Consider the following 25,967-nt stretch of genomic DNA (forward strand, 5'->3'; position numbering starts at 1 on the left):
GTACGTCGAGTTACCAGATGGGCGCGAGCAAAATCGCCACTGCGAGTGAGATGAAAATGAGCTTCAGTCCCGTGTTCACGGCGATGACTTTCGACCCGAACTCTGCCCCCCAGATGCCGTACTGGAACGGAATCGAGCGTTTGAACGTGGTGACGGCAAACGAGATGATGCTCCCGATGAGCATCGTTGCCACCGCCGCCCGCGCGGTGAACGTCCCGTTTTCGATGAGTGGCGCAAGCACGAGCGCGCCGTTGGTCGTATCGAGGGTGAGTACAGCGATGACCGGTACGGCCGCGCCGGGCAGCCCCACCGCTTCGACGACGGGGTCTGCGAAGGCAGTCGCGGCGGCCACGTCGTAGCGCGAGGTGAGGAACACGACCAGCGTGTAGATGATGGCGAGCCGAGGGACGATATCGCGGAGCTTTGTCGCGGTGTTCGTGGCTGCGTCTGTGAGTTTCTCTCGGGTCGATTGGGTCTTTGCATCCGGCGTTTCGATAGTGTCGGGTCGCGCCGCGTGATTCACGTTGCGCCCAGAGAGGAGGAGTGCTCCTGCGCAGATTCCGACGATGGTGATGGCGAGGGCGATGAGCGCCCGCGCGCCGACGTACATGAGACCGACCCGGAGGCCGAGAATCGGAATGAGGACGGGTGCGTAGAAGGTGAAGATATGCTGGGCGAAGCCGAAGAACGTGTTGATGGTGACCGCGACGAGCGTGGCGCGGTCGTCGAGCATGCCCGACTCGCGGAACTCTGCGAGCATCCCGTACCCGGCGGTGGTCGAAGCCGTCGTCGTCAGAATCGCGGTGCCGACTTCCTCGGGTAGATTTGCGGGCTGGGTGAGCGGCCGCGAGAGGGCGGCGATTTTCCGCACCGCGCCGAAGGCGACGGCGAGGTTGGCGAGGAAGACACCGATGGCGATAAACAGTGAAATCTTCGCCACCCGCGGGCCGACGGTCCAGAGAAGGTCACCGAACTGCACGTGTGCCCGTCGGGGCGAGCGGGGCAAATGTTCGTCGGTTCAGACGAAAGTCCGCACGGCGAGAAACAGGATGATGACGCCGAGCACGTCTGAGGCGTTCGTGACGACGGGAATCACCACGTCGTCGGGGTCGAGCTCGAAGCGGTAGGCCGCATACGTCGCAATGAACGTGATGACGACGGCCACCACCGCGAGGGTCGCCCCGCTCGTCACCGAGACGAGCAACACCGTCAGTACCGAAAGGTCGGTGCCGACGGTGAGCCACGCGAGCACCCACGCGCCGACGCCGACGACCGGAAACACGGTAAGCGCGAGGCCGATTGTCGCAAGTGCGTTTCCGAGGAGGGTTTCATCCGCTCGGCCAAAGGAGAGCAATCCGAGGTGAAACGCCGTCGAAAGCCGCGCGGCGAGAATACTTCCGAGATTCCCCGCGGTGCCGATGGTGACGGGGACGAGCACGAGCAGCGAAGGGTGGCGAATAAGTGTGCTCTCGAACGTCCCGAGGACGAGTCCACTCCCGATTTCGACGAGCGTGAGCGGGAGTAAGACGGGCAGCATCGCGCGGGTAATCGCTTTGATGGTCCACTCGGTGGGCATCTAGCCGCCCCCCAGCGTGAGCACGGTTCGCACGGCGAGCAGGAGAAAGGCGAGACCGAACACGTCGCCGGTCGTCGTCACGACGGGGCCAACGAGCGTGTCCGGGTTGTGTCCGCGTCGGTACCCCGCGAAGACGACGGTTACGACGACCCCCGAGAGCGCAATCCCCGAGAGTAAGCCAGCGACGAGCGCAATCGCCAACAACGTCCCGAGCGGTGCGACCGGTCTCGACAGCCCATCGAGGACGAAAAACGCGACCGACGCTGCGAACAGACTGGCGAGAATCCCATTCGCCATCGCCGCCACCACCGCAGACTGGAGCCTGCGGTCACCGTTGAAGACGTGTGGCTCGACAAGCCCTTGGTGGAGTCCGGTTGCCAGTCGCGCGCCAAGCGAGCCATAGACGTTCCCGCGGGTGGCGAGAAGCGCAGGAATCAACACAAGCAGTCCGGCCACGTCCTGAAGTTCGGCGCGCATCCCACTGAGGACGACGCCCGCGAACAGGCCGCCCGCGACACTCGCCGTGAGCGCCGGGAGGGCTTCCCGGTACGCCTCTAGTGCGATGTCGCGGGCACTCATGGTCTGACTGTGCGCCCGCAGGGATAAAAAACCAGTTTACGGCGACTCAGAACGGCCCCATGCCGCCGAGGCCGCCCATGCCGCCACCGCCTTGTTTTTCCATCCGCTTCATCATCCGCTGCATGTCGCCGTCGCCCATGCCACCGAACTGCTTGAGCGTCTGCTCCATCATCTTGTGTTGCTGGAGCAGTTCACGCACCTTCTCCTCTGAGGTGCCAGAGCCACGCGCAATCCGTTTGACCTGACTCGCGCTGATAGACCGGGGGTTCTCCAACTCGTTTTCGGTCATCGAATCCATGATGAACTCGAAGACGCGCATCCGGTCTTTGGTCACGTCCATCGCGTCGTCGGGGAGTTGGTCTTTGAGTCCGCCGCCGAGGCCGGGAATCATATCGAGCACCTGGTCGAGTGGTCCCATCTTGTTCATCGCCTGCATCTGCCGGCGCATGTCTCGGAGGGTGAACTTGCCTTTCAGCATGTCCTCTGGGTCCCAGTCGTCGTCTTCGTCCTGGGTTTCTGCCATCGCGCGTTCGACGCGCTCGGTGAGTTGCTTCAGATCGCCCATCCCGAGCAGCCGCGAGATGAAGCCACTCGGCTCGAAGCGTTCGATGTCCTGGACCGTCTCACCCATCCCGAGGAAGGCAATCGAGGAGTTCGTCTCCTTGACCGCGGTGAGCGCACCCCCACCTTTGGCCGTCCCGTCGAGTTTCGAGATGATGACGCCGTTGATACCCACCGACTCGTCGAACTGCTGGGCTTGCGCTTTTGCGCCCTGCCCGATTGCCGCGTCAAGCACGAGCAGCGAGCGGTCTGGGTTCACTGCCGCGCGAATCTCCTCGATTTCTTCGATGAGGTCGTCTTCTAACGCGTGGCGACCGGCCGTGTCCACGATTTGCACGTCCGCATCCTTCGTCGCTTCGAGGCCCTCGCGGGCGATTTTGACGGGGTCTTCTTCGTCGGGGTCGCCGTAGAAATCGACTTCTGCTCGCCGACACATCTCTTTTGCCTGGTCGTAGGCACCCGGCCGGAAGGTGTCCGTTTGGATGACCGCGGGGCGCAGGCCCTTCTTCGAGAACCACCACGCCATCTTCGCGGCGGAGGTCGTCTTCCCCGACCCCTGTAAGCCCGCGAGCATGATGGTCTGTTTTTCGAGTGGCAGTTCGGTGCTCTCACCGACGAGGTCTACGAGCTCTTCGTAGACGATGCGCAGGACGTGGTCGCGCGCGGAGGTGCCTCCCGGCGGTTCTTCCTCCAGTGCGCGTTGTTTGATGTTGTCGGAGAGTTCCATCACGAGGCCGACGTCGACGTCGGCCTGCAGGAGAGAGCGCTGAATCTCCTTGACGATCTCCTCGACATCCTCCTTGCTGAGACGAGATTTCCCGCGGAGTTTGTCGAGGGTGCCCCGAAGGGAACTCCCGAGATTGTCAAGTACCATGTTACGCGAGCCTAGGCGGTCGAAGTGATAAAGGCTTTTTCTCGGGCGGTGGCCCCGAGATTACTCGCCAAGGAGACGTTCGAGCATCTGCTCGGGGTCGAATCGCTCGATGTCGTCGTACCCCTGCCCGACGCCGAGGAAGAGAATTGGCTTGCCCGTGACGTGGGCGATGGAGATGGCCGCGCCGCCGTTCGAGTCGGCGTCGGCTTTCGTCAAGATTGCGCCGTCGATGGCCGCGGCGTTGTTGAACGTCCGGGCGCGCTCGACTGCGTCCTGTCCGGCCACCGCTTCGTCCACGAAGATGGTCATGTCCGGCCCGACGACGCGGTCGATTTTTTCGAGTTGCGCCATCAGGTCGTTGTTCGTGTGGAGTCGGCCGGCGGTGTCACCGAGCACCACGTCGATGTCGTTTGCCTTCGCGTACTCGACGGCGTCGTAGATGACGGCCGTCGGGTCGCTGCCTTGGTCGTGGGTGATGATTTTCTTCTCGAGCAGGCGCGCGTGTTCTGCGAGCTGTTCGTTTGCGCCCGCCCGATACGTGTCGCCGTTTGCGAGCACCGTCGAGAGACCCTGTTTCTCGAAGTATTTCGAGAGCTTGGCGATAGAGGTCGTCTTCCCGACGCCGTTTACACCCGTGAAGATGATGACGACTGGTTTGTCTGCCTCCTGAATCCGCCCGTCGAAGTCGAACTGCCCGACGCTAATCACGTCGTAGAGGGCGTCGTGCAGCGCTTCTTCGACGATGTCGCCCGTACTCCGTCCGCGGACGCGCGTCTCACCGACGAGTTTCTCGCGGATGCGGTCTAAAATCTCCTCTGCGACGTTCATCTCCACGTCGCTTTGGATGAGCGCCATCTCCAGATTCCAGAGCGGGTCTTCTAAGTCGTCTTCGTCGATGACGACCCGACCGGTGGCGAACAGTTTCGCGCGCTCGCCGAGGCTTCTGCCGTTCGATTTCTCGGCTTCCTCGGTTTCCACGTCTTCAGCTACGTCGACCGGTTCTGGCTCTGATTCGGACTCGGCTTCCAGTTCGGTCTCAGGTTCGGCAACCGGTTCCGGTTCGGCTGGCTCCGGCTCTGAATCCGGCGTCGCGTCGGGTTCGACAGATTCCGGCTCGGACGCGGCGTCCTGCACTGGCTCCTCGGCCGCGTCCGTATCGGCTGCGGGCGAGTCGTCGGCGTCCTCCTCGACTTCGGCCGACTCCTCGACGTCCTTTCGGAAGCTCGAAAGCTTCTCTTTTAGTCCATCGAACATCCTGCCTTATTCTTCGTCGCCTTCGCCCTGCTGTTGCATCTGCTGCATCTGCTGTTGCATCTGCTGTTGTTGCATCTGCTGGGCCTGCTGCTCTAACTGCGAGGACTGCTCTTCGATTTCTGCGACTTCGTCCTGAAGCTCACTGATCTCTTCGTCGACCGTCTCTTTCTTGTGCTTCAGGGTTTCGATGGCGTCTTCCTGTTCGCGTTCTGCGGCGTAGCCGCCACCGAGGGTGACGACGACTTCGTCGATGTCCTGAATCTCTGCGCGGAGGTGTGCGCCGCCACCGAGTGGCACCTGCACCGTCGAGCCGGATTCTAAGAGTTCGAGGGCTTCGATTGCCTCGTCCATCGACTGCTTTTCTTCGCGCTTCTGTTCGATTTCAGCTTCGACTTCCTGACGCTCTTCATCGAGAGCCTGAAGCTGTTGGGAGAGCTGCTGCATCTGCTGTTGGGCACTCATGCTGCGACCTCCTCTGCCTCCTCGACGGAGTCAATGGTGATCTTCGCTCGGTTGAGACCGTGTTTCGAGCCGAACTGCGTGTAGATGCGCTCTTCTGCAACGTTCTCGTTTGGCGCGTCGATTGTTTTGGTGTACGACTCCCAGCCACGGCTTGTCTTGAACTGACCAGTCACGGTGAATTGACTCATGGAACAACTTTCGGAGAGCGAGCGGGAAGTATCTTCCCTTCTCCTCACGAGCGGGTGTCTCCTCGACTGCGGGCCGGAGAAAAGTGGCGCTAGTCAGCCGGTTATGCGATGTAGTCAAGCGCGTCTTCGATACGGCCGAGTTCGGGGCCGGTCGTATCTTTGCCAGCGACGTAGCCGGTGTCGTTTGCGATGAGTCCGGAGCCAACGAGCGGGGCACCGTAGTTGATGGTGCCGATGTCGGCCGGGACGCCGAGCAGGGCTTCGATTTCGTCGAGTTCCTGGTCGGTCGCTTTCGGGTGACAGAGGACGCCCTTGTTGGTGGCGACCGCCGCCGCGCCAACGGTTCTGACGCCGGCGAGGTCGCCGCGTTCGACGGGCACAGAGAGGCCGTCGCGAACCGCCTCCACCGCCTCGTCGCTGAGGTCGGGGTGGACGTACGCGCCGGTGTCGTTTGCGAGAATCACGTTTCCAGCGGCGTTGATGCGCCCGGGCAGTTCGTACACCGGGACGGAGACGCCGTCTGCGAGACGCTCGTATTCGTACTCACTGATGCGGCTCGAAACGAGCAGACCGTTTTCGTTTCCGGTGACGAGCGCGCCAAGCGCGCCCGACCCGCCGACGGTCGTTTGCACTGGGTCGACGCCGAGTTCGTCTGCAATATCGGAGACGAGGGTGTCCTCGACGTCGGGGCGAACGACTACGCAATCGTCAGTGGCCCGCGCGAAGATACCGACGTACGCGGAACCGGAGAATGCCGCACGAAGCACAGCGTTACTCTGCCGGTTCGGCTTCGACGATGTGGGCGCCGTCCTCTTCGAAGCGTGCTGCGCGAACGCGGAGTTTGCGCGGCGGACGCTTCTGACCCTGAGACCAGATGGCCTCGTTGATGGCTGGGTCGAGGCGGACGTCTTCTGCGTCGACTTTGAAGTTCTTTGCGAGGTGTTCGCGGATGATTTTCATCGCACGGTTTGCTCGCTGGTGCTTTGCTACTGCCGTCACGTCACGAAGCGGCACCGTGATGATGCGCTCCTCGAAATCGCTTGCGCTCATGATTATTCGTCAGTGTCGCTTCGCCGCCAGCTGCGGCGCTTGTAGTTCTGTCGGACTTCCATGTCCGTCTTCATCATGACCCACGCGGGGACGCGCGTGTTCTGGCGAGTGAGTTTGGCCAGGCGCTTTTTCTTGGCCTTCGACTTCTTGCCCATAGTACACGGGCGTACCCCTTGATGGCTTAAATTCTTGTTCCTTTGACTCTGGCCACCCTCACTGGTTCAGATGAACGCGAGGGGCACCATGATGAGCACGCCCACGACGAGTCCGGAGACGAGTTCCGCCCGTCCGCCGCCGGGCACTGCCTTGCCCAGTTCGAGCGCCTCGGGGATGAACTCAGAGAGGACGAGATAAATCATCGCCCCTGCGGCAAAGCCAAAGCCAAAGGGCAAGAACTCCCGCGCGATGCGGACGAAGTAGAAGGCAATCACCGCCCCGATTGGCTGGGGGAGGCTCGAAAACACGGCCCACCACACCATCCGCCACTTCGAGACGCCCATCGACTGCAGCGGGATGGAGATGGCGACGCCCTCGGGGATGTTGTGAATCGAGATGGCGATGGTCATGAAGATGGCGAGCAACGGCACGCTGAATCCGAGCAGGGAAAAGCCCCCGTCCAGATTCAGGTCGGCAAACGAGACGCCGATGGCCACGCCTTCTGGAAACGAGTGGACGGTGAGGATGCCGAGAATCAACAGGAGTTTGCGAAAATCCGCCTGCTCGTAGCGCTTTGGCGAGACTTCGAGCCCCGAGATGATGCGGTGGCTCACGACGACGAGCACGACGCCCGCGGCGAGGCCAACGCCGAGTTCTGCGGGCGTCCCGTTCGCAAGCCCCTCGCTAATCAGCCCGAACAACGACGCAGACACCATGATGCCCGAGGCAAGCCCCCACAGCGCGACGTTCCATCGGTCGCTCACGCGTTCGACCAGAAAAAACGGCAACGCACCAATCCCGGTTGCCAGTGCGGTGATGAATCCCGCGACGAAAACCAGCGTGAGATTCGCCAGTAGTCCCATACCCTTCCTTGTGCTGGCGCGGGCTTAAGAATTATCACTCAGTTGAAAAGTTTTGGCCGGCCTAAATCAGTTCGACGCGAGAACGCGTGACGTACACCGGGCCGTTGTCCGTAAGCAGACTCTCTTTGAGTCGCACCTCGGTCACCCGCATTGACCCCGCCGTCACCCCCTCTGCTTCGAGTGCGCGCTGTACCGTCTCTTTGCCCCCACCGTGGCGCATCCGCCCGAGGGTGACGTGCGGCGTAAATCCGTGGCTCTCCGGTTCGAACCCCTCCTCGATGAGGCGGCGTTCGATTGCTTCGTAGAGCCGCGTGAGTTCTTCGGTTCCCTCGCCCACGCCGAGCCACACGACCCGAATGTACTCCGCGCTCGGAAACGCGCCAAGTCCCTCGAACGTGGCTGAAAAAGGGCGCACCGCAGCGGTTCTGACCGCATCTTCGAGGGCGGCTTCGATGTCGTCGATGCCCTGTTCTGCGACCTCGCCGAGGAATTTCAGTGTGATGTGGGCCTGCTCGGGGGCCACGAGGTCGAGGCCACTCGCCCCCGAAAGCGGTTCTTGGACGGCGACCACCGCGTCTTCGAGCTCATCTAAGTCGATGCTCACGAACAGTCGCATACCGAACGTTCGCCGGTCGAGACGATTACTCTGCGGGTCACTGTGGCGTAGCCCTTAATGCGCGTGATTGCCTACGCCCGGCAATGACCGACTCCGACCGCGACCCACACCAGTTCTCGGAGGGACAGGGATTCTCTGAGTCGTACGACGAGTTTGACCTCGACCCACCCGAACTGAAAGTCGACCCCTCGAAGGTCGACCCGGTTGACGCGCGTGTCCTCACCGACCTGCTCGACCAGCGCCAGCTCGCGACGGACAACGTCGATGCGCCACAACTGCTCGAAGTCGGCCTTGGCTACATGCAAATCAACCGCTACGAGCAGGCAACCGACGCCTTCGGGCGGGCCGCACAGTTCGCAGACGATGACCTGACCGCTCAAGAGGCGTGGGTGAACAAGGGCGTCGCCCACGCCGAACTCGAAGAGTTCGACGAGGCGATTGGGGCGTATCAAGAAGCGCTCTCGCTCGACGACCGCTCAGAACACGCCGCGAGCGCCGAGACCAACCTCGCCTACGCGCTCTGGGAGTTCGGCCGCCCGGAACAGGCGCTCGAACACGCAGAACGCGCCGTCGAAATCGACCCGCGCTTCCCACAGGGCTGGTACAATCGCGGCTTCTTCCTGCTCGAACGCGGCCTCGCAGAGGAGGCGGTCAACTGCTTTGACAACGCCGTCCGCCTCGGCTTCCGGAGCATCGACCTGTTAGAGGAGAAAGCCCGCGCTCACGAGAAAGTCGGTGAAGACGAACTCGCAGAACAGTTCGCCGCAGAGGCAGAAGAACTGCGCCAAGAGGCAGAGCGCAAACTCGTCGACGAATGATTGTCAACGAACGCGAAACCCCGGAGGGCCTGCTCGTCTCCGTCTGTGACTCTGAGATTCTCGGAAAAACGTTCTCGGAGGGCGACGTCACCATCTCGGTGAGCGAGAGCTTCTACGACGGCGAGGAGATGACCGAAGAGGCCGTCATCGCAAGCCTCCGTCGCGCGACGGTCGCAAACATCGTTGGCACGCGCTCGATTGCCCTCGCGGTCGAACACGGCTTCGTCGATGAGAGCACCGTGCTCACCATCGGTGACACCCGCCACGCGCAGGTGCTTCGACTCGGATAACGCCGCAGTTCGCCGTCTCTGGTATGATCTCTCTGTTCGTGTTTCTCGCCGTCTCGCGGCGCTTTTCGCCCGTTTTTCTGGCACAAGCAAGCGCCGACCGAAGGAAAGTTCAGTCTCCACTGCTATACTTCACCCAATGGGAACCCAAGAGTCAGCACCACTCGACGTCGCCCGGTTGCGAGAGGATTTCCCGATTCTCTCGCGGACCGTCGGGGACGACACGCCGTTGGTGTATCTCGACAACGCCGCAACCAGTCAGACGCCAAACCGCGTCATCGACATCTTCGGGGACTACTACCGGGGGTACAACGCGAACGTCCACCGGGGCATCCACTACCTGAGTCAGGAAGCCTCCATCGCCTACGAACAGGCCCACGACCGCGTTGCAGAGTTCGTCGGCGCAGACGGCCGCGAGGAGATGATTTTCACGAAGAACACGACCGAGAGCATCAACCTCGTCGCCTACGCGTGGGGCTTGAACGAATTAAGCGAGGGTGACAACGTCGTGCTCACGGAGATGGAACACCACGCCTCGCTCGTCACCTGGCAGCAGATCGCCAAGCGAACGGGCGCAGAGGTGCGCTACATCCGTATCACCGAGGACGGGAAACTCGATATGGAGCACGCCCGCGAACTCATAGACGACGACACCCAGATGGTGAGCGCCGTCCACATCTCGAACGTGCTCGGGACGGTCAACCCCATCTCCGACCTCGCCCAACTCGCCCACGACCACGACGCCTACATCTTCGCAGACGGCGCACAGGCCGTCCCGAACCGCCGCGTGGATGTGAAAGACTTGGGCGTTGACTTCTACGCCTTTTCGGCCCACAAGATGTGCGGCCCGACGGGCGTAGGCGGCCTCTACGGCAAGAAAGCCATCCTCGAAGACATGGAGCCGTTCCTTTACGGCGGCGAGATGATTCGCAAGGTCACCTACGAGGAGTCGACGTGGAACGACCTGCCGTGGAAGTACGAAGCGGGCACGCCGCTCATCGCAGAGGGCATCGCCTTCGCTGAGGCGTGTGACTACTTAGACGACATCGGGATGGACAACATTCAGGCCCACGAACACCAGCTTGCGGAGTACGCGCTCTCGCGGTTCGCTGAGTTCGACGACGTAACCACCTACGGGCCGGGTCTCGGTGAAGACCGCTCCGGGCTCGTCGCGTTCACGCTCGACAGCGTCCACGCCCACGACCTCTCCAGCATCGTCAACGACTACGGCGTGGCCATCCGCGCGGGCGACCACTGTACGCAGCCGCTCCACGACCGCCTTGGGATCTCCGCGTCCGCTCGCGCATCGTTCTATCTCTACAACACGCGCGAGGAAATCGACGCACTCGTAGACGCGGTGGACGCCGCTCGCGAACTGTTTGCTGATATTTAATCGGACCGTTCCACTGGCTGCTTTTTACGAATTTGTAAAAACCGCGAACGAAACCCCCCCAGACACCCCTCGTTTTCTCGCCCACCCCCATGGGCGTGCGGTGAATCGTCCCCCAACGAGCCACCGCGGTTCACCCCCGTGAACCACCCCCTTGCTGTATAGTATTGATTCGCGTCCCCACGCGAATTCGGTTACGAAACCGAAACATACGACTCAGCAGTTTGCTGCAATTTTCCCCCGCCAATCCCCCACAGTTGATACCCCATTCCAAGAACTCGGAATCTCTGGTATCAATCATATAATGAACGTTATCGGTAATAAAGTTATTGCTAATCACTCATTCTTGATAGGTGGAATTTGCCGTAATCAGACTTTATTCCACACACTATCGGTTATTGAGATATTTATGTATATTTTTTCAGACTATTTCTGAACGCACGTTTTCCGCTGCGGAATCCTTTTAGGCTGCACTCTCATATTCAGGACAATATGGGACTGGGTTCGGACATGTACCGACAGCAGATTCTCGACCACTACAAAAACCCGCGTAACTACGGGAAATTGGAGAATCCGACGTTCACGCACGTCGGCGAGAATCCACTGTGTGGTGACGAGATTCGTATGGACGTCGTCTTAGACGAGGACGAAGAAACGATCGTCCGCGTTGCCTTCACCGGCGACGGCTGTGCCATCAGTCAAGCAAGCGCCAGTCTGCTCTCACAGAAGCTGCCGGGAATGACCGTAGACGAACTCGAAGCCTTAGACCGCGACGACATGACCGAGATGCTCGGCGTTGACATCAGCCCGATGCGCATCAAGTGCGCTGTGCTCGCCGAGAAAGTCGCCCAGGACGGTGCGGAAATTTACTTCGGTGAGAAAGAACTCGATAAAACCGTCACCGAAGAGTAACTCGACGCAAGCAGTCGTTTTCAGTTTTCACCCACGGTCGCAACGCCACCGAGAAAAATCGAGACCGCTTACTCTGGTTTCAGCCCTTCGCCTTCGACGCGCATGACGGCTTCGCCGTCGGGGAGGTTCGGAGCGTCAACGAGGCGGACGATACGCTTCGTTCCCTTCGACTTGCGCAGGTACATCCGGAACGTCGAGGTGTGGCCGAGGATGTTCCCACCGATTGGCTGGGTTGGGTCGCCGAAGAACGAGTCGGGGTTCGAGGAGACCTGATTGGTCACGAGCACGGCGGTGTTGTTGAGGTCGCCAACGCGCATCAGGTCATGGAGGTGTTTGTTGAGTTTCTGCTGGCGCTGGGCGAGTTGGCCACGGCCGACGTACTCAGCACGGAAGTGGGCGGTCAGCGAGTCCACACTGAGCAGGCGCACCGGCCAGTCGGTTTCCTGTGAGTCGCTCGCAATCTCCTTTGCTTTCTGGGCGAGCAGCATCTGGTGGTTCGAGTTGAACGCCTTTGCGACGTGGATGTGGTCTAAGAAGTCCTGGATGAGCAGTTCCATGGCTTCGTCGTCGCCGGGACTGCCCTCGATTTCGCGCCGTTCCATCGACGCGGCGAGGATTTCGTCGTCGAGGCCACGAACCATGTCGTCGATACGCTCTGGGCGGAAGGTGTCCTCTGAGTCGATGAAGATGGCGCTGCCCTCAAGCCCGCCAAACTCGCGGGGGAGCTGGACGTTCACCGAGAGCTGGTGGGTGATCTGGGACTTCCCGGCACCGAACTCGCCGTACACTTCGGTGATCGACTGGGTCTCAACGCCGCCGCCGAGCAGTTCGTCTACCTCCGGGACGAGCCAGCTGAGTTTGCCAATCTTCTGGCGTCGTTCGAGCACCGAGGAGCCGGTCTCGAAGCCGCCGATGTCCGCCGTCTTGCGGGCGGCGTTGATGATGTCTGCGGCGGTCGACTCACCGATGTCTGCGGTGTTCGACAGTTCGCCGGGGCTCGCGACTGCGATGGATTGGAACGTGTCGAACCCGGCTTCGATGAGTTTGTCTGCGGTTGCCGGACCGACACCAGGGAGACTCTCAAGATCGACGTCTTTTGCCATACTCCGTCCTTTTTCTCACAGGGGTATAAAGCCTCGTTAACAGGAAGGTGAAAGTGAAACTGCCGGGTGGTGAACCGGTGGTCACGACTCCCACGCAAAACTATTTCCGTGAAAACTCAGGCTGCTATTCCCACGGGTGGCGACCCGGCGAACTCGGCCAGAGCGGGTACCAGAACTCTTTCTGGGGTTCGAGTTCGAGTTCGCCGTCGAGGACGCTTTCGAGTTTGAACTCCACGCTCGATTCGTGTTCTTTGCTGCCCTTCGGCGCGAACGGGTAGTACGTCCCGCGCCGGAACGAGTAAATCCAGTACGCCGATTGGCCGTCTTTCTCGAAGCCGAACACCGCGGCGAGCAGGCGCGAGCCATAGTCGCGTTCGATGAACGTGTCTGCGGCGAAGTGGATGCTCGTTACGAGGTCTTCTGGGTCGTCGTCTTCGAGCACCACCCACTCGTAGCCGTGACCGTCTTTCTGGAACGACACGTCCGTCCCGGTCTCTTCTTTCCCGGCGTGGAGGATGTCGTCCACCTCGCGGACGGTGTCTGCGAAGTCGGTGTTGTCGACGCCCGCAAAGCAGAGCGCGGCCTCCGCTGACGGCTCGAAACCGAGGTCTGCTTCCATCGTGAGATACGCCGTACTCATGCCGAACAGGTCGTCCGGGTCTGCGGCGCGCATCGAATCGGCTTCGGCGCGCATCCCGAGGACTTCCCGAATGGTGTCGAGGATACCCATCTATGCGCGTTCCATCTCGCGTTCGAGTTCGCGGAGTTTCTCGATGCGCTTTTCCATCGGTGGGTGGGTGCTCGCAATCCGTCCGATGAAGCCGCTCTTTATCGGGATGATGAAGAACGCGTTCATCTCAGCCTGCTCGCGCAGGTCTTCTTTCGGCACGCGCTCCATCCCGCTCGAAATCTTCATCAGCGCGGAGGCGAGCGCCGACGGCCGGCCCGTGATGATGGCCCCGCCGCGGTCTGCGGAGTACTCGCGGTAGCGCGAGAGCGCACGGATGAGCAGGAACGAGACCACCCAGACGACGAGCGAGACGAGGATGGCCACGATAACCGGCGCACCGCCCCCGTCGCGGTTGCGCCCGCCACCGCCGAACAGCCAGCCCCAGCGGACGATGAGGAACGCAATCGTCGAGAGGAACGAGGCGATGGTCATGACCATCACGTCGCGATTTTTGATATGCGCGAGTTCGTGGGCCAGAACACCCTCTAACTCATCGCGGTCGAGCGTCTGCATGATGCCCGTGGTGACTGCCACCGCCGAGTTCTTTTGCGAACGCCCGGTTGCAAACGCGTTTGGCACGCGCGAGTTTGCGACCGCGACCTTCGGTTTCGGCAGGTCAGCCTGCTGGGCGAGGCGGCCAATCATGGCGTGTAACTCGGGGTATTCGTCCTCGTCTACGACTTTCGCGCCCATCGAATAGAGCGCCAACTTGTCGCTGAAGAAAAACTGGGCGAACATGAAAATGCCCATCATCATGACGATGAGAATGAGGCTGTCAAAGTACAGCGTCAACACGCCGATGAAGACGATGTAGAGGGCAAACAGCAGGAACATGGTGAGTGCCATGCGCCCGCGCAGACCCCAGTCTGGCTTCCAATTCATGGCTGGTCGTAAGCGACTCGCAACCTAAAGCTTCCCTGTTATACTGACGCACAGTTCTGGCCGTTGGGACGCGGCGTTTTTACCACCTGAACCGCGTAGAGCTACCAATGACCGATTCGCGCGCCTTCTGTCCACGCTGTGGGGAAACGATGGCCCCACCCGAGGAGCCACGGCCGGGTGAGCCAGTGGACCCGGACGCGAAGCTCTGTGACGCCTGTTACTTCGAGAACTTCGAGTTCGTCTCTGCGCCCGACCGCATCGAGGTGCTCGTCTGTGCCCACTGCGGGGCGCTCCACCGCAAGAGCGCCTGGGTGGATGTCGGCGCAGACGACTACACCGACATCGCCATCGAGGAGGTCTCGCGCCACCTGCAGGTCCACATCGACGTCGAAGACGTAAACTGGGTGGTCGAACCCGAACAGGTAGACCAGAACACCATCCGGATGCACTGTTATTTCACGGGCGTCATCCGCGACACGCCTGTCGAAGAGGAAGTGATGGTGCCCGTCAAAATCTCGCGCCAGACCTGCTCTCGGTGTGGAAAAATTGCGGGCAGCTACTACGCGAGCACCGTTCAGATTCGCGGGCGCAATCGCACGCCAACTGCCGAGGAGATGAATCGCGCAGAGGAAATCGCAAACGAAGTCGTCGCAGGCATGCAGGAAACTGGCGACCGCGAGGCGTTTATCACCGAGACCAAACGCAGCGACGACGGCCTCAACGTCAAGGTCTCGACCAACAAAATCGGGATGAAAATCGCCCGTCGAGTGGTCAACGAGTTCGGCGGCTCCTACTCTGACTCAGAGACGCTCGTCACCGAGGACGAAGACGGCAACGGCGTCTACCGCGTCACCTTCGCCGTCCGCCTGCCGCCCTTCACACCCGGCGATGTCATTGACCCCGACGACGACGCGGGGCCGGTGCTCGTAAAGAGCGTCCAAGGACACCTGAAGGGGATTCGCCTCACGACGGGTGAGCCGTTCGAAGCGCCCTTCGGCGACGAAGAGGCCGCGAGCGCGAAGAAAGTCGGTTCTGCGGATGACGCAGAAGAGACGACGCTCGTCACCGTCGAAGACGAACACGCCGTGCAGGTGTTAGACCCCGAAACCTTCGAGTCAAAGACCATCTCGCGACCGTCGTATCTCGACCCGGACGCGACGATGGTGCCCGTCCTCAAGAGTCGCGCTGGTCTCCACATCCTCCCCGACGATGCGTAATCTCGCCGCGCTCGTCGCAAAGCCCGACGCGGAAGCCGCCATCGACTCGCTCAAAGCTGAGGGCGTCTACGACGCCTCGCGCAGAGTCGTCTCCCACGACGACGAAACCGTCGAACTTCCGATTCTCACCGCGCCGAGCGAAACCGCCGTGTTCGACGTGATTCGTCAAGAACGTCCTGAGCGGCGCACCCGCACGCTCGAAGACGTTCTTGCCACACAAGGCTGGACGGACGCAGAACTCGAACTGGCTCCCACTTCGTGGGCGGTCATCGGGTCGGTCGTGCTCGTCCAACTTCCAGACGAAACGCCGCGCCCCGAAGAGGTGGGCGAGGCGCTCCTCACCCTCCACGGCGAGGCGGACACTGTCCTCGCGCGCGAAGGCATCTCTGGTGAACTCCGGGAACCTTCTGGAACCGTCCTCGCGGGCACCGGCGACACCGAAACCGTCCACACCGAACACGGCACGAAATACGCCCTCGACCTCGCACAGGTCATGTTCTCGCCGGGCAATCAGGCAGAACGCGCTCGGATGGGCGAGGTAGTCGAAAAAGACGAGCGCGTCTTCGACATGTTCGCGGGAATCGGCTACTTCACCCTCCCGATGGCCCGCGCCGGTGCGTCCGTCACGGCCACCGAACGCAACCCCAACTCGTTCAAATTCCTCGCAGAAAACGCCATGCTCAACGGCGTGACCGACCGCGTGGACGCCATCCTCGCAGATTGCCGCGACGTTGACGTGTCCGCAGAGCGCGTCGTGATGGGCTACTACGACGCCCACGAGTATCTGGACTCGGCGTTCGCCGCGCTCGAACCTGGGGGGACGCTCCACATGCACGCGACGACGCCCGAGAAACTGCTCTGGGAGCGACCGCTCGACCGGCTCACGGCGGCCGCAGCGGAGGCTGGCCGCTCGGTCGAAGTCCTCGACACGCGCAAAGTAAAGAGTCACAGCGAGGGCGTCTGGCACGTCGTCGTGGACGCGCGAATCGACTGACTACTCGCTCCAGATATCGGAGAGGGGGTGGTCTTCGAACGATTTGTTTTTCGAGTCACCCTTTCGCCGCGAGCGGGAGCCACCGGCAGCCGAGGATGTGGACGACCCCGATGACGACCCGGACGACTGCGTCGAGGTGCGCGTCGGTGGCCGTTTTGCCTGCCGCGAGGGGCTGCCGAACTTCTCGCCCGCGGCGGCTTTCCCGTCGAACTCGGGCAGGTCGGGCACGCTCATCGCATCCACCTGCTCTTTGAACCACGGCGGCATGTCCGGTTCGGCGCGCTCGAACAGGTCGAGTAAACTCGAATCCGCGAGGTACGTCGCGCCGTAGTCGTCCGGTGCTCTGACCACCCGGCCACAGCCCTGAATCACGGTTCGGAGGGCGGCGCGGTGGTACCACGCCCACTGGCCCTCTTCGAGGCGACGGGCCACCCGTGAGTCTGCGGTGTTCAGATACGGCGCTTTACAGAGCACCTGCCAGCGCGCGAGGTCACCTTTCAGGTCGAGCGCCTCCTCCATCTTGACCGAGAGGAACACGTCGGGGTCGTCCGTTGCCTTCCAGATTTCCAAGTCCTCGTTACGGTTCTCACGGCTGTGTGCCTGCACGCGCCCGCCGACGCCGAACTCCCCAAGCATTCGCTTCAATTCGGCTTGAATCGCGTACGAGTGGGCGTGGACGATACCCTTCTCGTCGGGGTGTTTTTGCATCAACTGGACGATGAGGCGGGCGATTTTCGGGAGCGTTTGCTCCCGGTGTTCGTAGGTCATCTTCCCCTGGGTCACGTCGTAGAGCCGCCGGTTTTCGAGCGGGAACGTGTGGGGTACGTCCACGAGCGCGACTTTGTTCGGATCGAGGCCGACCTGCCGACAGAACGCCTCGCGGTTGAGAATCGTCGCAGAGAGGAGTGCAAACTTGGTGCCTCTGTCCCAGACGGTGTGGCGCAGATACCGCTCCGGATTCATCGGTTTCACGGTGACGCCACCACCCTCGCCGTCCGGTTGGTCTACGACCCACGTCGTTGGACTCTCGGGGTTCCGGTAGTCTTCGACGAACCATTTGAGGTCAGAGATGAGTTTTTGCAGCCGGTCGCGCTCTGCGACTTCGGCGGGCGAGAGTTCGATTTTGCGGATGAGTTCGTCCTTCCGGCGGGTGCAGATGTCTTTGACGCCGTCTGCGAACTGGACGGCGCGGTCGAGGCCGTCTATCTCGGGGACCTTCAGGTGCTCCCAGACCGGGACCGTTCGCGGCTGGAGGTCAATGGTCGCGTACATCTCCGCCCACTCCGCGAGGCCGTGGGCTTCGTCTATCACGACCACGTCGCGCTGGCCGAACGCTTCGGTGCCCGCCGTTTGCATGAAGTAAGCGAGCGTCATCGCCGCAATCGAGCGGTTCGCCGCGATAGCGCGGTCAGAAAAGTACGGACACCGGTGTTTGACGTTGCAGTCAAACCCCTTCTCGCGGGCGCAGGGCGCTTGATTGACGGGCGTGGTCGATTCGCCCGGCAGGATGCACTTGTAGTTACCCTTGCCCCTGATAATCTGTAAATCTTCGAGCAGCGCGTCGCCTGCCACGTCGTCTAGCTGCGACACCTGCGGGGTGGTGTAGTACGCCCCAATGGGTCTAGTCGGGTCGCCCTCTCCGGGTTTACGTGCGCATCCGGCGATGGCACGGGCGAGTAGCGACTTCCCACTGCCCGTGGGTGCGCGCACGAGCACCACGTCGTTGCCCGCTTCGTAGGCCTGCTTGATGTCGAGGAGCGCCTGCTTCTGGGCACCGCGAAAGGACGGTGCGGGAAACTCGTCTAAAATGCGCTCCGGGTTCACGGTAGAACGCTCTGCCCGCGCGGGGAAAATACCACCGAACCCACTAGAGCGCCTCTACGTCCTCTGGGGTGGCAGCCGCCGGGAGCTGCTCGATACACTCAAAACAGAGGAAATACTCGCGGCCGTCTTCGTATTCGAGCGTCATCCCGTCTGACGGCCCGTAATCGAACGACCAGAGGTCGCCAATGCCGCCAGCTATCTTGACTTTGCGCCCGCACGCCTCACACGACCGTCGTGCCATACCCCATTGACTCGCTCCATGGGTAAAGCAATATCCCGACTGCGGTCCACTCTCGCCCCCTCGGCTCAATTTTTCGAGAAAACCGACACGTTGCGGCCAAAACCGACTCCCGGCACGATAACTCAAACCAGTATTTGATGTTAGGCAATCGCTATTTGACTCTCTCACCTTACTACATCCTGAGCAGTTCGCTCAGAGAGACTATCATGGTTCGCCTAACGCCGTTTCGCATCGTAACGCTCTCGCTCGTGATACTCGTCACGACGGGGGTGCTCGTCGGTGCGATGTTACCCGCACTTGACCGTCCGGGGGACACCCCGAATCCAGACCCGACGCCTGCCGCGCTCGAACGCTTCGAGTCGCAAGCCGCCTTCCAGCAGTATCTCGAAGCCGGACGCGCCCGGAGCAGTAGCTACGGCGGCTTTGGCGGCGACGTGGCCGTCGAAGAAGCCAGCGCAGACGGTGCAGAGGGCGCGCCGTCGTCCACCACGAGTCAAGGCGGCGACGCCGGCGTTTCACAGCCTGACCGCTTCTCTGGCACGAACGTCCAAATCGTCGGCATTGACGAACCAGACATCGTGAAAACCGACGGGACGCACCTGTTCGTGAGCCAAGGCCAGTACTACTACTATTACGAACGCGCAGACGACGGCTCGTACAAGGAACCGGAGACGAACGTCGTGAGCGCACTCCCGCCAGAACAAGCGGACTTGGTCTCGAAAATTGACGCCTCCGGCGAACTCCTGCTCGCGAACGACACACTGCTCGTCCTCGGTGGCGACCGCATCACTGCCTACGACGTATCCGACCCCGAAAACCCACGCCAGTCGTGGGAGAAACAGGTGAACGGCTACGTCCACACCGCCCGCTTGATGAACGGCACGGTGTACCTCGTCGTCCAGCAGAACATCAACTACGGCGAACCCTGCCCGATTGAACCCCTCGCTGGCGTGTCCGTCCGGTGTACGGATATCCTCCACCCGTCTGAGCCAGTTCCGACCTCACTCACCTACACCGCGATGGCCGTCGACCCAGAGTCCGGTGACGTGACCGACCAACTCGCCTTTGTCGGCGGCTACGCCTCCGTCGTCACAATGTCCGAGACCGGCATCTACCTCACCTACTCCGAGTACCCAAGTCAAGGCGACATCATGCTCGACTTCCTGCTCACGGACGCCCGCGACCTGCTCGACCAGCAGACGGTCGACCGCTTAGAGCGCCTCGAAGGCTACGACCTTTCAGATCAAGCACGCACGGTCGAGGTGCAGGCCATTCTCCAGCAGTGGTACGCCTCGCTCTCCCAGCAGGAACGCGAACGGCTCGCCAAACAGCTCGAACAGCGCGCTCAGAACTACGTCGAGAAACACCAACGCGAGTTCATCACCACGAGCATCGTGAAAGTCGCCGTCGAAGACGGCTTTGAGGTAACCGCGACGGGTGCGGTTCCCGGCACGCCGCTCAACCAGTTCTCGATGGACGAACACGAGGGCAACCTCCGCATCGCCACGACCATCTCCGCGCCATGGTTCCTCGGCGCGCAAGCCCAGTCGGTGAATGACGTGTACGTCTTAGACGAGTCGCTCTCGACGATTGGCTCGGTCAAAGACATGGGCGAAAACGAGCGCATCTTCGGCGTCCGCTTCGACGGTGACCGCGGCTACGTCGTCACCTTCCGCCAAATCGACCCGTTCCACGTCTTAGACCTCTCTGACCCGACCAACCCGACCCTCGAAGGCGAACTGAAGCTGCCCGGCTTCTCGTCGTACCTCCACCCAGTCGGTGACGACCGCGTCCTCGGCATTGGCCAAGATAACGGCTCGGTGAAGGCCGTCATGTTCGACGTCTCTGACCCAACGAACCCAACCATCGAAGACGACCTGAAGCTCGATGACCGCTGGTCTGCCATCCAGCAGAGCCACCACGCGTTCCTCCTCGACGCGAAACACGGCGTGTTCTTCCTCCCCGGCGTGGAGCAGGGCCACATCGTCGCCTACGAAGACGGCCTCTCCATCGAGAAGTCGGTGAACATCGACAACCCACAGCGCGCCGTCTACATCAACGACCACCTCTACATCATCGGCTCGACGGAGATTGTGGTACTCGATGAGACGACGTGGGACGAAGTCAACCGCATCTCGCTGCGCTGACGGCGTTTCTTTTTACCCCGTGGTATCGTGGGTCACGCTATGCGCGTGAACTGCGAGGGCTGCGCTGGCTGCTGTATCGACTGGCGCGCGCTCTCTCCGACGACGCTCGACCACGAGCGACGCGGCCCGCGCCAACCGCTCGATGACGTGTACAATCTCGTTCCGCTCCGCCGCGAAGAGGTGCGGCGCTTTCTCGACGCGGGCTACGGTGACGCGCTCGTCCCCCGGCTCTTTCAGGACGACAACGTCGCCGACTCCCGGGTCACGGTCGACGGCATCACGCTTGCCGCAATAGAGGGTGGCCCGGCGTTTTTCGTCGGGCTTCGCAAACCGCCGAAGCCGGTCGCTCCCTTCGACACCGACCCGACGTGGCTCCCGACGTGTGCGTTTCTCGACCCCGAAACGCTCCAGTGTCGCATCCACGCGAGCGACCTCTACCCCGAGGAGTGCGCGGTGTATCCTGGCTACAACCTCTCGCTCGACTACGAAACCGAGTGTGAGCGCGTCGAAGAACTGTTTGGCGGCGAGCGCCTGCTCGACCGGACGCCGACCGACGCCCGCCCCCTGTTCGGCCGTCACGCCATCGGTGAGAAGGTGTTCGTCCACCCCGACCCCGACCGACTGTCGGGAATTGTCTCCCGGCTCGCCGCCCGCGAGGCGACCGACGAAGATCGCGCCGAATTTATTGCCGTCGCCGCCGCTTCGAGCCCCGGCACGACGGCGATAAACGAGGCGAAGTACGCCTCCGCCCGCGAGCAGGTGGTGGGCGCCGATTCGTGGGTCGGGCAGGCAATCGCTGAGTGGACAGCCCGGGCTGGTGAACTCGGGACGCCTGCGCCTCCCGGTCTCGCGGGTGCCATCGAACTCGCACGAGGCGCACCCGAAACCGCCGGGTGGGACACAGACAATTAAGCCGTCTGCGAGACTTCTTAGCGGTATGAACATTCTGGTCACCGGCGCGACGGGATTCGTTGGCCGTCGGTTGGTTCCTGCGTTGCTCGATGCTGGCCACGACGTGCGCGTTCTCGTCCGGGATGCCGCGAGCTACGACGCCCCCACAGGCGTCTCGGTCTTCTCGGGGGACTTACTCGACCCGTGGGGCGTAGACGCTGCCGTCGAAGACGTAGACGCCGCCTACTACCTCGTCCACTCGATGGGCGCGGGCGACGACTTCCGCGAACGCGACCGCCGGGCAGCCCACAACTTCGAGCGCGCCGCGAGCCGGGCGGGCGTCTCGCGCGTCATCTATCTCGGCGGCCTTGGTGAAGACCGCGACCACCTCTCAGACCACCTCCGGTCGCGCCGCGAGGTCGAACTCGTCCTCAGAGAGGGTGCCTACGACTTGACGACGCTCCGGGCGGCCATCATTATCGGTGACGGGAGTGCGAGTTTCGAGATGGTGCGCCAGCTCGCAGACCGCCTGCCGGTGATGGTCACCCCACGCTGGGTGAACACGAAGTGCCAGCCCATCGACGTAGACGACGTGATTGCCTACCTCGTGGGCGTCCTTTCCGTCCCCGAAACCGCGGGGGAAACCTACGAAATCGGCGGCCCGGACGTGCTCACCTACCGCGAGGTGTTAGAACGCACCGCCGAGATTCAGGGCCACGACCTGACCATCATCCAAGTGCCGGTGCTCACGCCGACGCTCTCTGCGTACTGGCTCGATTTGGTGACGGATGTCCCTTCGAGCGTCGCCCACCCGTTGATTCACGGCATGAAAAACACGGTCGTCGTCACCGACCACCGCATCGAAGGCCTGATTTCAGTCCCCGGAATCCCGTTCGACGACGCCGTGAGAAAAGCCCTCGGCGCAGGTACCGTCGAGGTCATCGATGGGTGAGCAGCCGTCAACGTACGGCGACGCATGGGTGTACGAGAGCATCGTCGGCGCGCTGCCCGGCGTCAGCCTCTCGCCGTGGCGCTCTGCGCTCGTCCAGTTCGTCCTCTTCGAGGGTGGCTTGCTCGTCGTCGCGGCGCTCTCTGGGCGCTGGAACGCCGTCCCGGCGGGGACGACTGCCATCGTGGTTGCGGCGGTCGGCAGTCTTGCCATGAGCCGGATTGCGAACCGGATTCGCACCGCAGACGCCCCGCGAACCTACCGGCGACTGCTCTTTGGCCCGAACGTCGAAGTCGTCCTCGCGGTGCTCGCCTTCGTCGCCTTGGTCACCTACCTGTTCACCTTCGACACGGGCACAGAGCCGTTGGTGACTCAACTGCTGGGCGAGTCGCCGCCCATGCTCGGGGTGTACCTGCTGTTGCTCGTCTGCTGGGACCTCTGCTATCGCATCGGCACGGGCTGGTGGGCGAGCGTCACCGCACTCTGGCGGTCGTGGACGTACGAGTTCCCCCCAGACCAGGCGCGTGCGCTGTCTCGCGCCGACGGAGAGACGCTCGCGTTCGGGCTGTTACAACTCGCGCTCGTCCCGTTTGTGGCTGGCCAACCAGTGCTCGCCGCGGCGCTCCTTGGCCACGTCGTGGCGATGGTGGTCGTCACTGGACTCTCGCTTTTGTTACTGCGGAAAAACAGAAGCGTTACTGTTGTTTCATCTTCTTGAACTGTTCGAGCAACGCCGCAGCGGAGTCGCCGGAGTCGTATTCGACTTTACCCTCGTACCGAAGGCGTGTGTCGTCTGGGTTGTCTGCGTTGACACGGCTAGTTTTCTCTTCGCGGCGCATGTGTTCCTGTTCGTCATAGGCACCCATTGACATGCGAAATACACTCATACTTGCAGGTTTTTCACTATCAATGTATCGGTACTTGTCTTTTTGCTGAAACACGCCAATTCGATGACCAGTCAGTTGTTCGTAACCCGTATGCACCTCCGCCCCGTCTGACCACCTGTGGCAGGTCCGCTTCGCTTCCGGCGTTCACCCCAGCAGTGGTCCGAAAAGCGGGTGCGCCGGGCACTGCTTTCGGAACTCGACGACACCATCGGCGCGACCATGTCTGGGCCGTGGTTCAAACCACCCGGCGGCTACGACGCGCGCCGGTTCACGATGGACAACGGCGACTTCGCGCTCTTTTGTTGGAACGACAGCGAGGCCTACTGGCTTGGGAACACACAAACCCCGAGTACGCTCTGGCGGACGGACAAGTACTCCTTTGACGAAGTACCCTACCCCGTCGCGCGGTGGGCACAGCGCGAACTCTTGGCCGACCTCAAAGACACGGACCCGTGGCTCGCAAGCTACGACCACGTCGCGTGGTTCTTCCTCCCCGTGTTCTTCTCGAAAGACGGCCGCGAGACTACCCGTCGGTACTTTTACGACCACGCTTCTGGGTTCCCGGACGCAGACCGCGACGAGGCCATCCAGTTCTACGAAGACCTCTTGGACACCGGCTTGCTCGACGAGTACCGCTATACGATGGCGTCGAAACTCGGGACGAGCGCCCGCCTCGACCAGACGCGCATGGACGCGACGATGGGCGAGTTCAACGCCGCCCGCCTCCTTATCGACGCGGGCTACGAGTTGGTGCCAGAAATCGACGTTCACACCGGACACACCCTCGACTTTCGCGCCCTCAAAGGCACCGAGGATGTCATCGTTGAGGTCACCCGCCCGCGTCCGCCGACCAAACGCGTGGCGAACACGCCAACCGCGGCGGTCAGGGACACCGCGGCGACGAAGACGAACGGCCAACTCAGCGAACACCACGACGCCGTCCTGTTCGTTGACTGCACCTCGTTTCGTGACGACGAGTGGAACGCCGTCGCTGGCGAGCAACCGAACGTCCACCACGAACCAGCCGTCGTGTTTAGAGCACGACCCGACGGCTCGTTCAGTGGCTACAAAAAAGGGGCTGTGCCGCTCTCACTCGACGGCGTAATCGACTGGGCCTAGAAGGAGACGGCCTCCGGACTGTTTTCACCGATGTCGAACGATTCACGATCAGAGTAGTAGCGCCGCCCAACGCCCTTGTGGCTCACTGCCTGGAACGCCGCGAGCTTTGCGTCCTCTGCGTCGGTGAAGGTTTCGTCGGCTTCGTACAGGCCGAACACCTCACCGAACGTCTCTGCGCCGTTTGCGAGCTGGATTTCCTCGTCGCCGTACTGCTCGACGAAGTCGCCGGAGGTTGTTGGGTAGGTCTGGGCTTCGATGAGTTCGCTTGCGCCGTTGTTGAGTCTCATACCCAATCGTGCATGAAGAATAATTATAACTGTTGTCCATGTATGACTATTGATTCTTAATGGTCTTTAAGGAAATATTACTGACATGCGTCCACCCGAAGGGGTATCCTCCCTCCCTGCGTGGGGTTTTCTATGCCGGTTGCAGACCTCCACGTACACACAACGGCGTCTGACGGCACGATGGCGCTCTCCGACGTGCCGCGGGCGGCGACGCTCGCGGAACTCGACGTGGTGGCCATCACCGACCACGACCTCATCCACCCCGGCCTCGCTGCGCCCGTGACGAGCCACGAGGACATCACGTTCATCCGTGGCATCGAACTGCGCGTTGACGCCGGAAGCTTCGACATCGACCTGCTTGGCTACGCCGTCACGCCGACCGATTCCCTCGTCTCGACGCTCGACCGCATCCAGCAAAACCGCCTCGAACGGGCGCGCGCAATCGTCGCGGCCGTTGAAGCCCGCCTCGGCGTCTCCCTCGACATCGAGTATAAATCGGGCGTTGGCCGCCCGCACATCGCCCGCGCCATCGAGGCGAGTGAGGCACCGTACGCCTATCAGGACGCCTTCGACGAACTCATCGGCGACGACGGGCCGTGTTTCGTCCGCCGGGCGGCCATTCCCTCCTTCGACGACGGCGCGAAACTGCTCACGGACGCCTGCGCCGTCGTCAGCCTCGCCCACCCGTTCCGGTACCCACACCCCGAGAAAGCCCTCGACCTCGCTGTCTCACTCGACGCCATCGAGGCATACTATCCCTACGACCGCCCCGTAGACGACGCGCTCGTCTGGGAGGCAGTCGAAGAGCATGACCTCCTCGTGACCGGCGGCAGCGACGCGCACATCGACGTACTCGGGAAGGAGACCCTCTCAGGGACGGAGCTCGACCGCTTTTGTCAACGCTTGTCGGGGTCGGAGCCTTCAACTGCTAGAGAAGCGTAGTCATTGTATGCGCTGTCACTACTGCGACCGAGAGGCTGCCTTCGCCGTGGAAAAAGACCACATGAAGGTCGGGCTCTGTGAACAGCATCTCCGCGAGCGAATGCGGGAACTCGCAGACGCGCAGGCGTTCGGCACGCTCCCGGACGGACTCGATACGAAGTAAAATTC

At 61.9% G+C, this 25,967-nt stretch carries 32 protein-coding genes; 13 read left to right on the forward strand and 19 right to left on the reverse strand.

Annotated elements, in window-relative coordinates; genetic code table 11:
- Positions 1 to 10 precede the first annotated feature (10 nt).
- The 12 genes from V5N13_RS09160 to thpR form a co-directional block, all read right to left on the reverse strand.
- On the reverse strand, positions 11 to 979 hold the full coding sequence (locus tag V5N13_RS09160) for a nucleoside recognition protein (RefSeq protein ID WP_336360515.1): 969 nt from the start codon (positions 977 to 979) through the stop codon (positions 11 to 13).
- A 39-nt stretch (positions 980 to 1,018) separates the two neighbouring features.
- Positions 1,019 to 1,576: a magnesium transporter gene (locus V5N13_RS09165; protein WP_336360516.1), complete on the reverse strand. Its 558-nt coding sequence runs from the start codon at positions 1,574 to 1,576 to the stop codon at positions 1,019 to 1,021.
- Positions 1,577 to 2,155, reverse strand: coding sequence for a magnesium transporter (locus V5N13_RS09170; protein ID WP_336360517.1), 579 nt, complete (start codon positions 2,153 to 2,155; stop codon positions 1,577 to 1,579).
- A 46-nt stretch (positions 2,156 to 2,201) separates the two neighbouring features.
- A complete protein-coding gene (locus V5N13_RS09175) occupies positions 2,202 to 3,590 on the reverse strand; it encodes a signal recognition particle protein Srp54 (protein ID WP_336360518.1) in 1,389 nt (462 codons plus the stop codon).
- A 60-nt stretch (positions 3,591 to 3,650) separates the two neighbouring features.
- Positions 3,651 to 4,844, reverse strand: a complete 1,194-nt coding sequence (gene ftsY, locus V5N13_RS09180) for a signal recognition particle-docking protein FtsY (protein WP_336360519.1) — start codon at positions 4,842 to 4,844, stop codon at positions 3,651 to 3,653.
- A 6-nt stretch (positions 4,845 to 4,850) separates the two neighbouring features.
- On the reverse strand, positions 4,851 to 5,306 hold the full coding sequence (pfdA, locus tag V5N13_RS09185) for a prefoldin subunit alpha (protein ID WP_336360520.1): 456 nt from the start codon (positions 5,304 to 5,306) through the stop codon (positions 4,851 to 4,853).
- Entirely contained in the window at positions 5,303 to 5,494 is a 192-nt protein-coding gene (gene rpl18a / locus V5N13_RS09190; protein ID WP_332897607.1) for a 50S ribosomal protein L18Ae, read from the reverse strand. The genes pfdA and rpl18a overlap by 4 nt, the downstream gene beginning before the upstream one ends.
- A 101-nt stretch (positions 5,495 to 5,595) precedes the next feature.
- On the reverse strand, positions 5,596 to 6,261 hold the full coding sequence (locus V5N13_RS09195; RefSeq protein WP_336360521.1) for a translation initiation factor IF-6: 666 nt from the start codon (positions 6,259 to 6,261) through the stop codon (positions 5,596 to 5,598).
- Between the two features lie 4 nt (positions 6,262 to 6,265).
- Positions 6,266 to 6,544, reverse strand: a complete 279-nt coding sequence (locus V5N13_RS09200; protein ID WP_332897609.1) for a 50S ribosomal protein L31e — start codon at positions 6,542 to 6,544, stop codon at positions 6,266 to 6,268.
- Between the two features lie 2 nt (positions 6,545 to 6,546).
- Positions 6,547 to 6,699, reverse strand: a complete 153-nt coding sequence (locus tag V5N13_RS09205) for a 50S ribosomal protein L39e (protein WP_276245889.1) — start codon at positions 6,697 to 6,699, stop codon at positions 6,547 to 6,549.
- Between the two features lie 66 nt (positions 6,700 to 6,765).
- Positions 6,766 to 7,563 (reverse strand): ZIP family metal transporter, encoded by a 798-nt coding sequence (locus tag V5N13_RS09210; RefSeq protein ID WP_336360522.1) that lies wholly within the window; start codon positions 7,561 to 7,563, stop codon positions 6,766 to 6,768.
- 61 nt (positions 7,564 to 7,624) lie between these two features.
- Positions 7,625 to 8,179: an RNA 2',3'-cyclic phosphodiesterase gene (gene thpR, locus V5N13_RS09215; RefSeq protein ID WP_336360523.1), complete on the reverse strand. Its 555-nt coding sequence runs from the start codon at positions 8,177 to 8,179 to the stop codon at positions 7,625 to 7,627.
- 83 nt (positions 8,180 to 8,262) lie between these two features.
- Between thpR and V5N13_RS09220 the strand changes: the two genes are divergently transcribed.
- The 4 genes from V5N13_RS09220 to V5N13_RS09235 all read left to right on the forward strand — a co-directional run bounded on the left by V5N13_RS09220 (position 8,263) and on the right by V5N13_RS09235 (position 11,586).
- Entirely contained in the window at positions 8,263 to 8,997 is a 735-nt protein-coding gene (locus V5N13_RS09220; protein ID WP_332897612.1) for a tetratricopeptide repeat protein, read from the forward strand.
- A complete protein-coding gene (locus V5N13_RS09225; protein ID WP_336360524.1) occupies positions 8,994 to 9,287 on the forward strand; it encodes a DUF424 domain-containing protein in 294 nt (97 codons plus the stop codon). Before V5N13_RS09220 ends, V5N13_RS09225 begins: the two co-directional genes overlap by 4 nt.
- A 136-nt stretch (positions 9,288 to 9,423) precedes the next feature.
- A complete protein-coding gene (locus tag V5N13_RS09230; RefSeq protein ID WP_336360525.1) occupies positions 9,424 to 10,677 on the forward strand; it encodes an aminotransferase class V-fold PLP-dependent enzyme in 1,254 nt (417 codons plus the stop codon).
- 489 nt (positions 10,678 to 11,166) lie between these two features.
- Entirely contained in the window at positions 11,167 to 11,586 is a 420-nt protein-coding gene (locus tag V5N13_RS09235; RefSeq protein WP_336360526.1) for an iron-sulfur cluster assembly scaffold protein, read from the forward strand.
- Positions 11,587 to 11,654: 68 nt separating this feature from the next.
- Here the strand turns inward: V5N13_RS09235 and radA are convergent, their stop codons facing one another.
- The 3 genes from radA to htpX form a co-directional block, all read right to left on the reverse strand.
- A complete protein-coding gene (gene radA, locus V5N13_RS09240; protein ID WP_332897616.1) occupies positions 11,655 to 12,689 on the reverse strand; it encodes a DNA repair and recombination protein RadA in 1,035 nt (344 codons plus the stop codon).
- Positions 12,690 to 12,813: 124 nt separating this feature from the next.
- Positions 12,814 to 13,419, reverse strand: coding sequence for a PspA-associated protein PspAB (pspAB, locus tag V5N13_RS09245; RefSeq protein ID WP_336360527.1), 606 nt, complete (start codon positions 13,417 to 13,419; stop codon positions 12,814 to 12,816).
- On the reverse strand, positions 13,420 to 14,301 hold the full coding sequence (gene htpX / locus V5N13_RS09250; protein ID WP_336360528.1) for a zinc metalloprotease HtpX: 882 nt from the start codon (positions 14,299 to 14,301) through the stop codon (positions 13,420 to 13,422).
- Positions 14,302 to 14,408: 107 nt separating this feature from the next.
- Between htpX and V5N13_RS09255 the strand changes: the two genes are divergently transcribed.
- Positions 14,409 to 15,518, forward strand: a complete 1,110-nt coding sequence (locus tag V5N13_RS09255; RefSeq protein WP_336360529.1) for a 60S ribosomal export protein NMD3 — start codon at positions 14,409 to 14,411, stop codon at positions 15,516 to 15,518.
- Positions 15,511 to 16,512, forward strand: a complete 1,002-nt coding sequence (locus V5N13_RS09260) for a class I SAM-dependent methyltransferase (protein ID WP_336360530.1) — start codon at positions 15,511 to 15,513, stop codon at positions 16,510 to 16,512. The genes V5N13_RS09255 and V5N13_RS09260 overlap by 8 nt, the downstream gene beginning before the upstream one ends.
- Here V5N13_RS09260 and V5N13_RS09265 read toward each other — a convergent pair whose 3' ends face one another.
- Both V5N13_RS09265 and V5N13_RS09270 read right to left on the reverse strand, forming a co-directional pair.
- Complete coding sequence (locus tag V5N13_RS09265; RefSeq protein ID WP_336360531.1) at positions 16,513 to 18,336, reverse strand: ATP-dependent DNA helicase; 1,824 nt, start codon at positions 18,334 to 18,336, stop codon at positions 16,513 to 16,515.
- 43 nt (positions 18,337 to 18,379) lie between these two features.
- Positions 18,380 to 18,577 (reverse strand): DUF7561 family protein, encoded by a 198-nt coding sequence (locus V5N13_RS09270; protein WP_332897622.1) that lies wholly within the window; start codon positions 18,575 to 18,577, stop codon positions 18,380 to 18,382.
- A gap of 206 nt (positions 18,578 to 18,783) precedes the next feature.
- Between V5N13_RS09270 and V5N13_RS09275 the strand changes: the two genes are divergently transcribed.
- The 4 genes from V5N13_RS09275 to V5N13_RS09290 are packed head-to-tail and all read left to right on the forward strand — an operon-like array spanning position 18,784 to position 23,282.
- Entirely contained in the window at positions 18,784 to 20,724 is a 1,941-nt protein-coding gene (locus tag V5N13_RS09275) for a beta-propeller domain-containing protein (RefSeq protein ID WP_336360532.1), read from the forward strand.
- Positions 20,725 to 20,763: 39 nt separating this feature from the next.
- Positions 20,764 to 21,636, forward strand: a complete 873-nt coding sequence (locus V5N13_RS09280) for a YkgJ family cysteine cluster protein (RefSeq protein ID WP_336360533.1) — start codon at positions 20,764 to 20,766, stop codon at positions 21,634 to 21,636.
- 25 nt (positions 21,637 to 21,661) lie between these two features.
- Positions 21,662 to 22,567 (forward strand): NAD(P)H-binding protein, encoded by a 906-nt coding sequence (locus V5N13_RS09285; RefSeq protein ID WP_332897625.1) that lies wholly within the window; start codon positions 21,662 to 21,664, stop codon positions 22,565 to 22,567.
- On the forward strand, positions 22,560 to 23,282 hold the full coding sequence (locus V5N13_RS09290) for a DUF7530 family protein (RefSeq protein ID WP_336360534.1): 723 nt from the start codon (positions 22,560 to 22,562) through the stop codon (positions 23,280 to 23,282). Before V5N13_RS09285 ends, V5N13_RS09290 begins: the two co-directional genes overlap by 8 nt.
- Here the strand turns inward: V5N13_RS09290 and V5N13_RS09295 are convergent.
- Positions 23,260 to 23,436 carry a DUF5786 family protein gene (locus V5N13_RS09295; RefSeq protein WP_332900065.1) on the reverse strand — a complete coding sequence of 59 codons (177 nt, stop codon included), beginning with the start codon at positions 23,434 to 23,436 and terminating at the stop codon, positions 23,260 to 23,262. The genes V5N13_RS09290 and V5N13_RS09295 overlap by 23 nt on opposite strands.
- A 132-nt stretch (positions 23,437 to 23,568) precedes the next feature.
- Here V5N13_RS09295 and V5N13_RS09300 point away from each other — a divergent pair, with 132 nt between their 5' ends.
- The gene (locus V5N13_RS09300; RefSeq protein ID WP_336360535.1) at positions 23,569 to 24,570 is read left to right on the forward strand and encodes a DUF5784 family protein; all 1,002 of its coding nucleotides are present in this window, start codon (positions 23,569 to 23,571) and stop codon (positions 24,568 to 24,570) included.
- On the opposite strand, the gene V5N13_RS09305 is transcribed toward V5N13_RS09300, so the two are convergent.
- On the reverse strand, positions 24,567 to 24,857 hold the full coding sequence (locus tag V5N13_RS09305) for a DUF5789 family protein (protein ID WP_336360536.1): 291 nt from the start codon (positions 24,855 to 24,857) through the stop codon (positions 24,567 to 24,569). The two genes, V5N13_RS09300 and V5N13_RS09305, sit on opposite strands and share 4 nt — an antisense overlap.
- Before the next feature lie 132 nt (positions 24,858 to 24,989).
- On the opposite strand from V5N13_RS09305, the gene V5N13_RS09310 reads away from it, so the two are divergent.
- Complete coding sequence (locus V5N13_RS09310) at positions 24,990 to 25,799, forward strand: PHP domain-containing protein (protein ID WP_336360537.1); 810 nt, start codon at positions 24,990 to 24,992, stop codon at positions 25,797 to 25,799.
- 7 nt (positions 25,800 to 25,806) lie between these two features.
- Positions 25,807 to 25,962, forward strand: a complete 156-nt coding sequence (locus V5N13_RS09315; RefSeq protein ID WP_332897630.1) for a DUF6757 family protein — start codon at positions 25,807 to 25,809, stop codon at positions 25,960 to 25,962.
- The last annotated feature ends 5 nt before the right edge of the window (positions 25,963 to 25,967 follow it).

The organism is Haladaptatus sp. ZSTT2, from assembly GCF_037081775.1.
Classification (GTDB): Archaea; Halobacteriota; Halobacteria; order Halobacteriales; family Halococcaceae; genus QDMS2.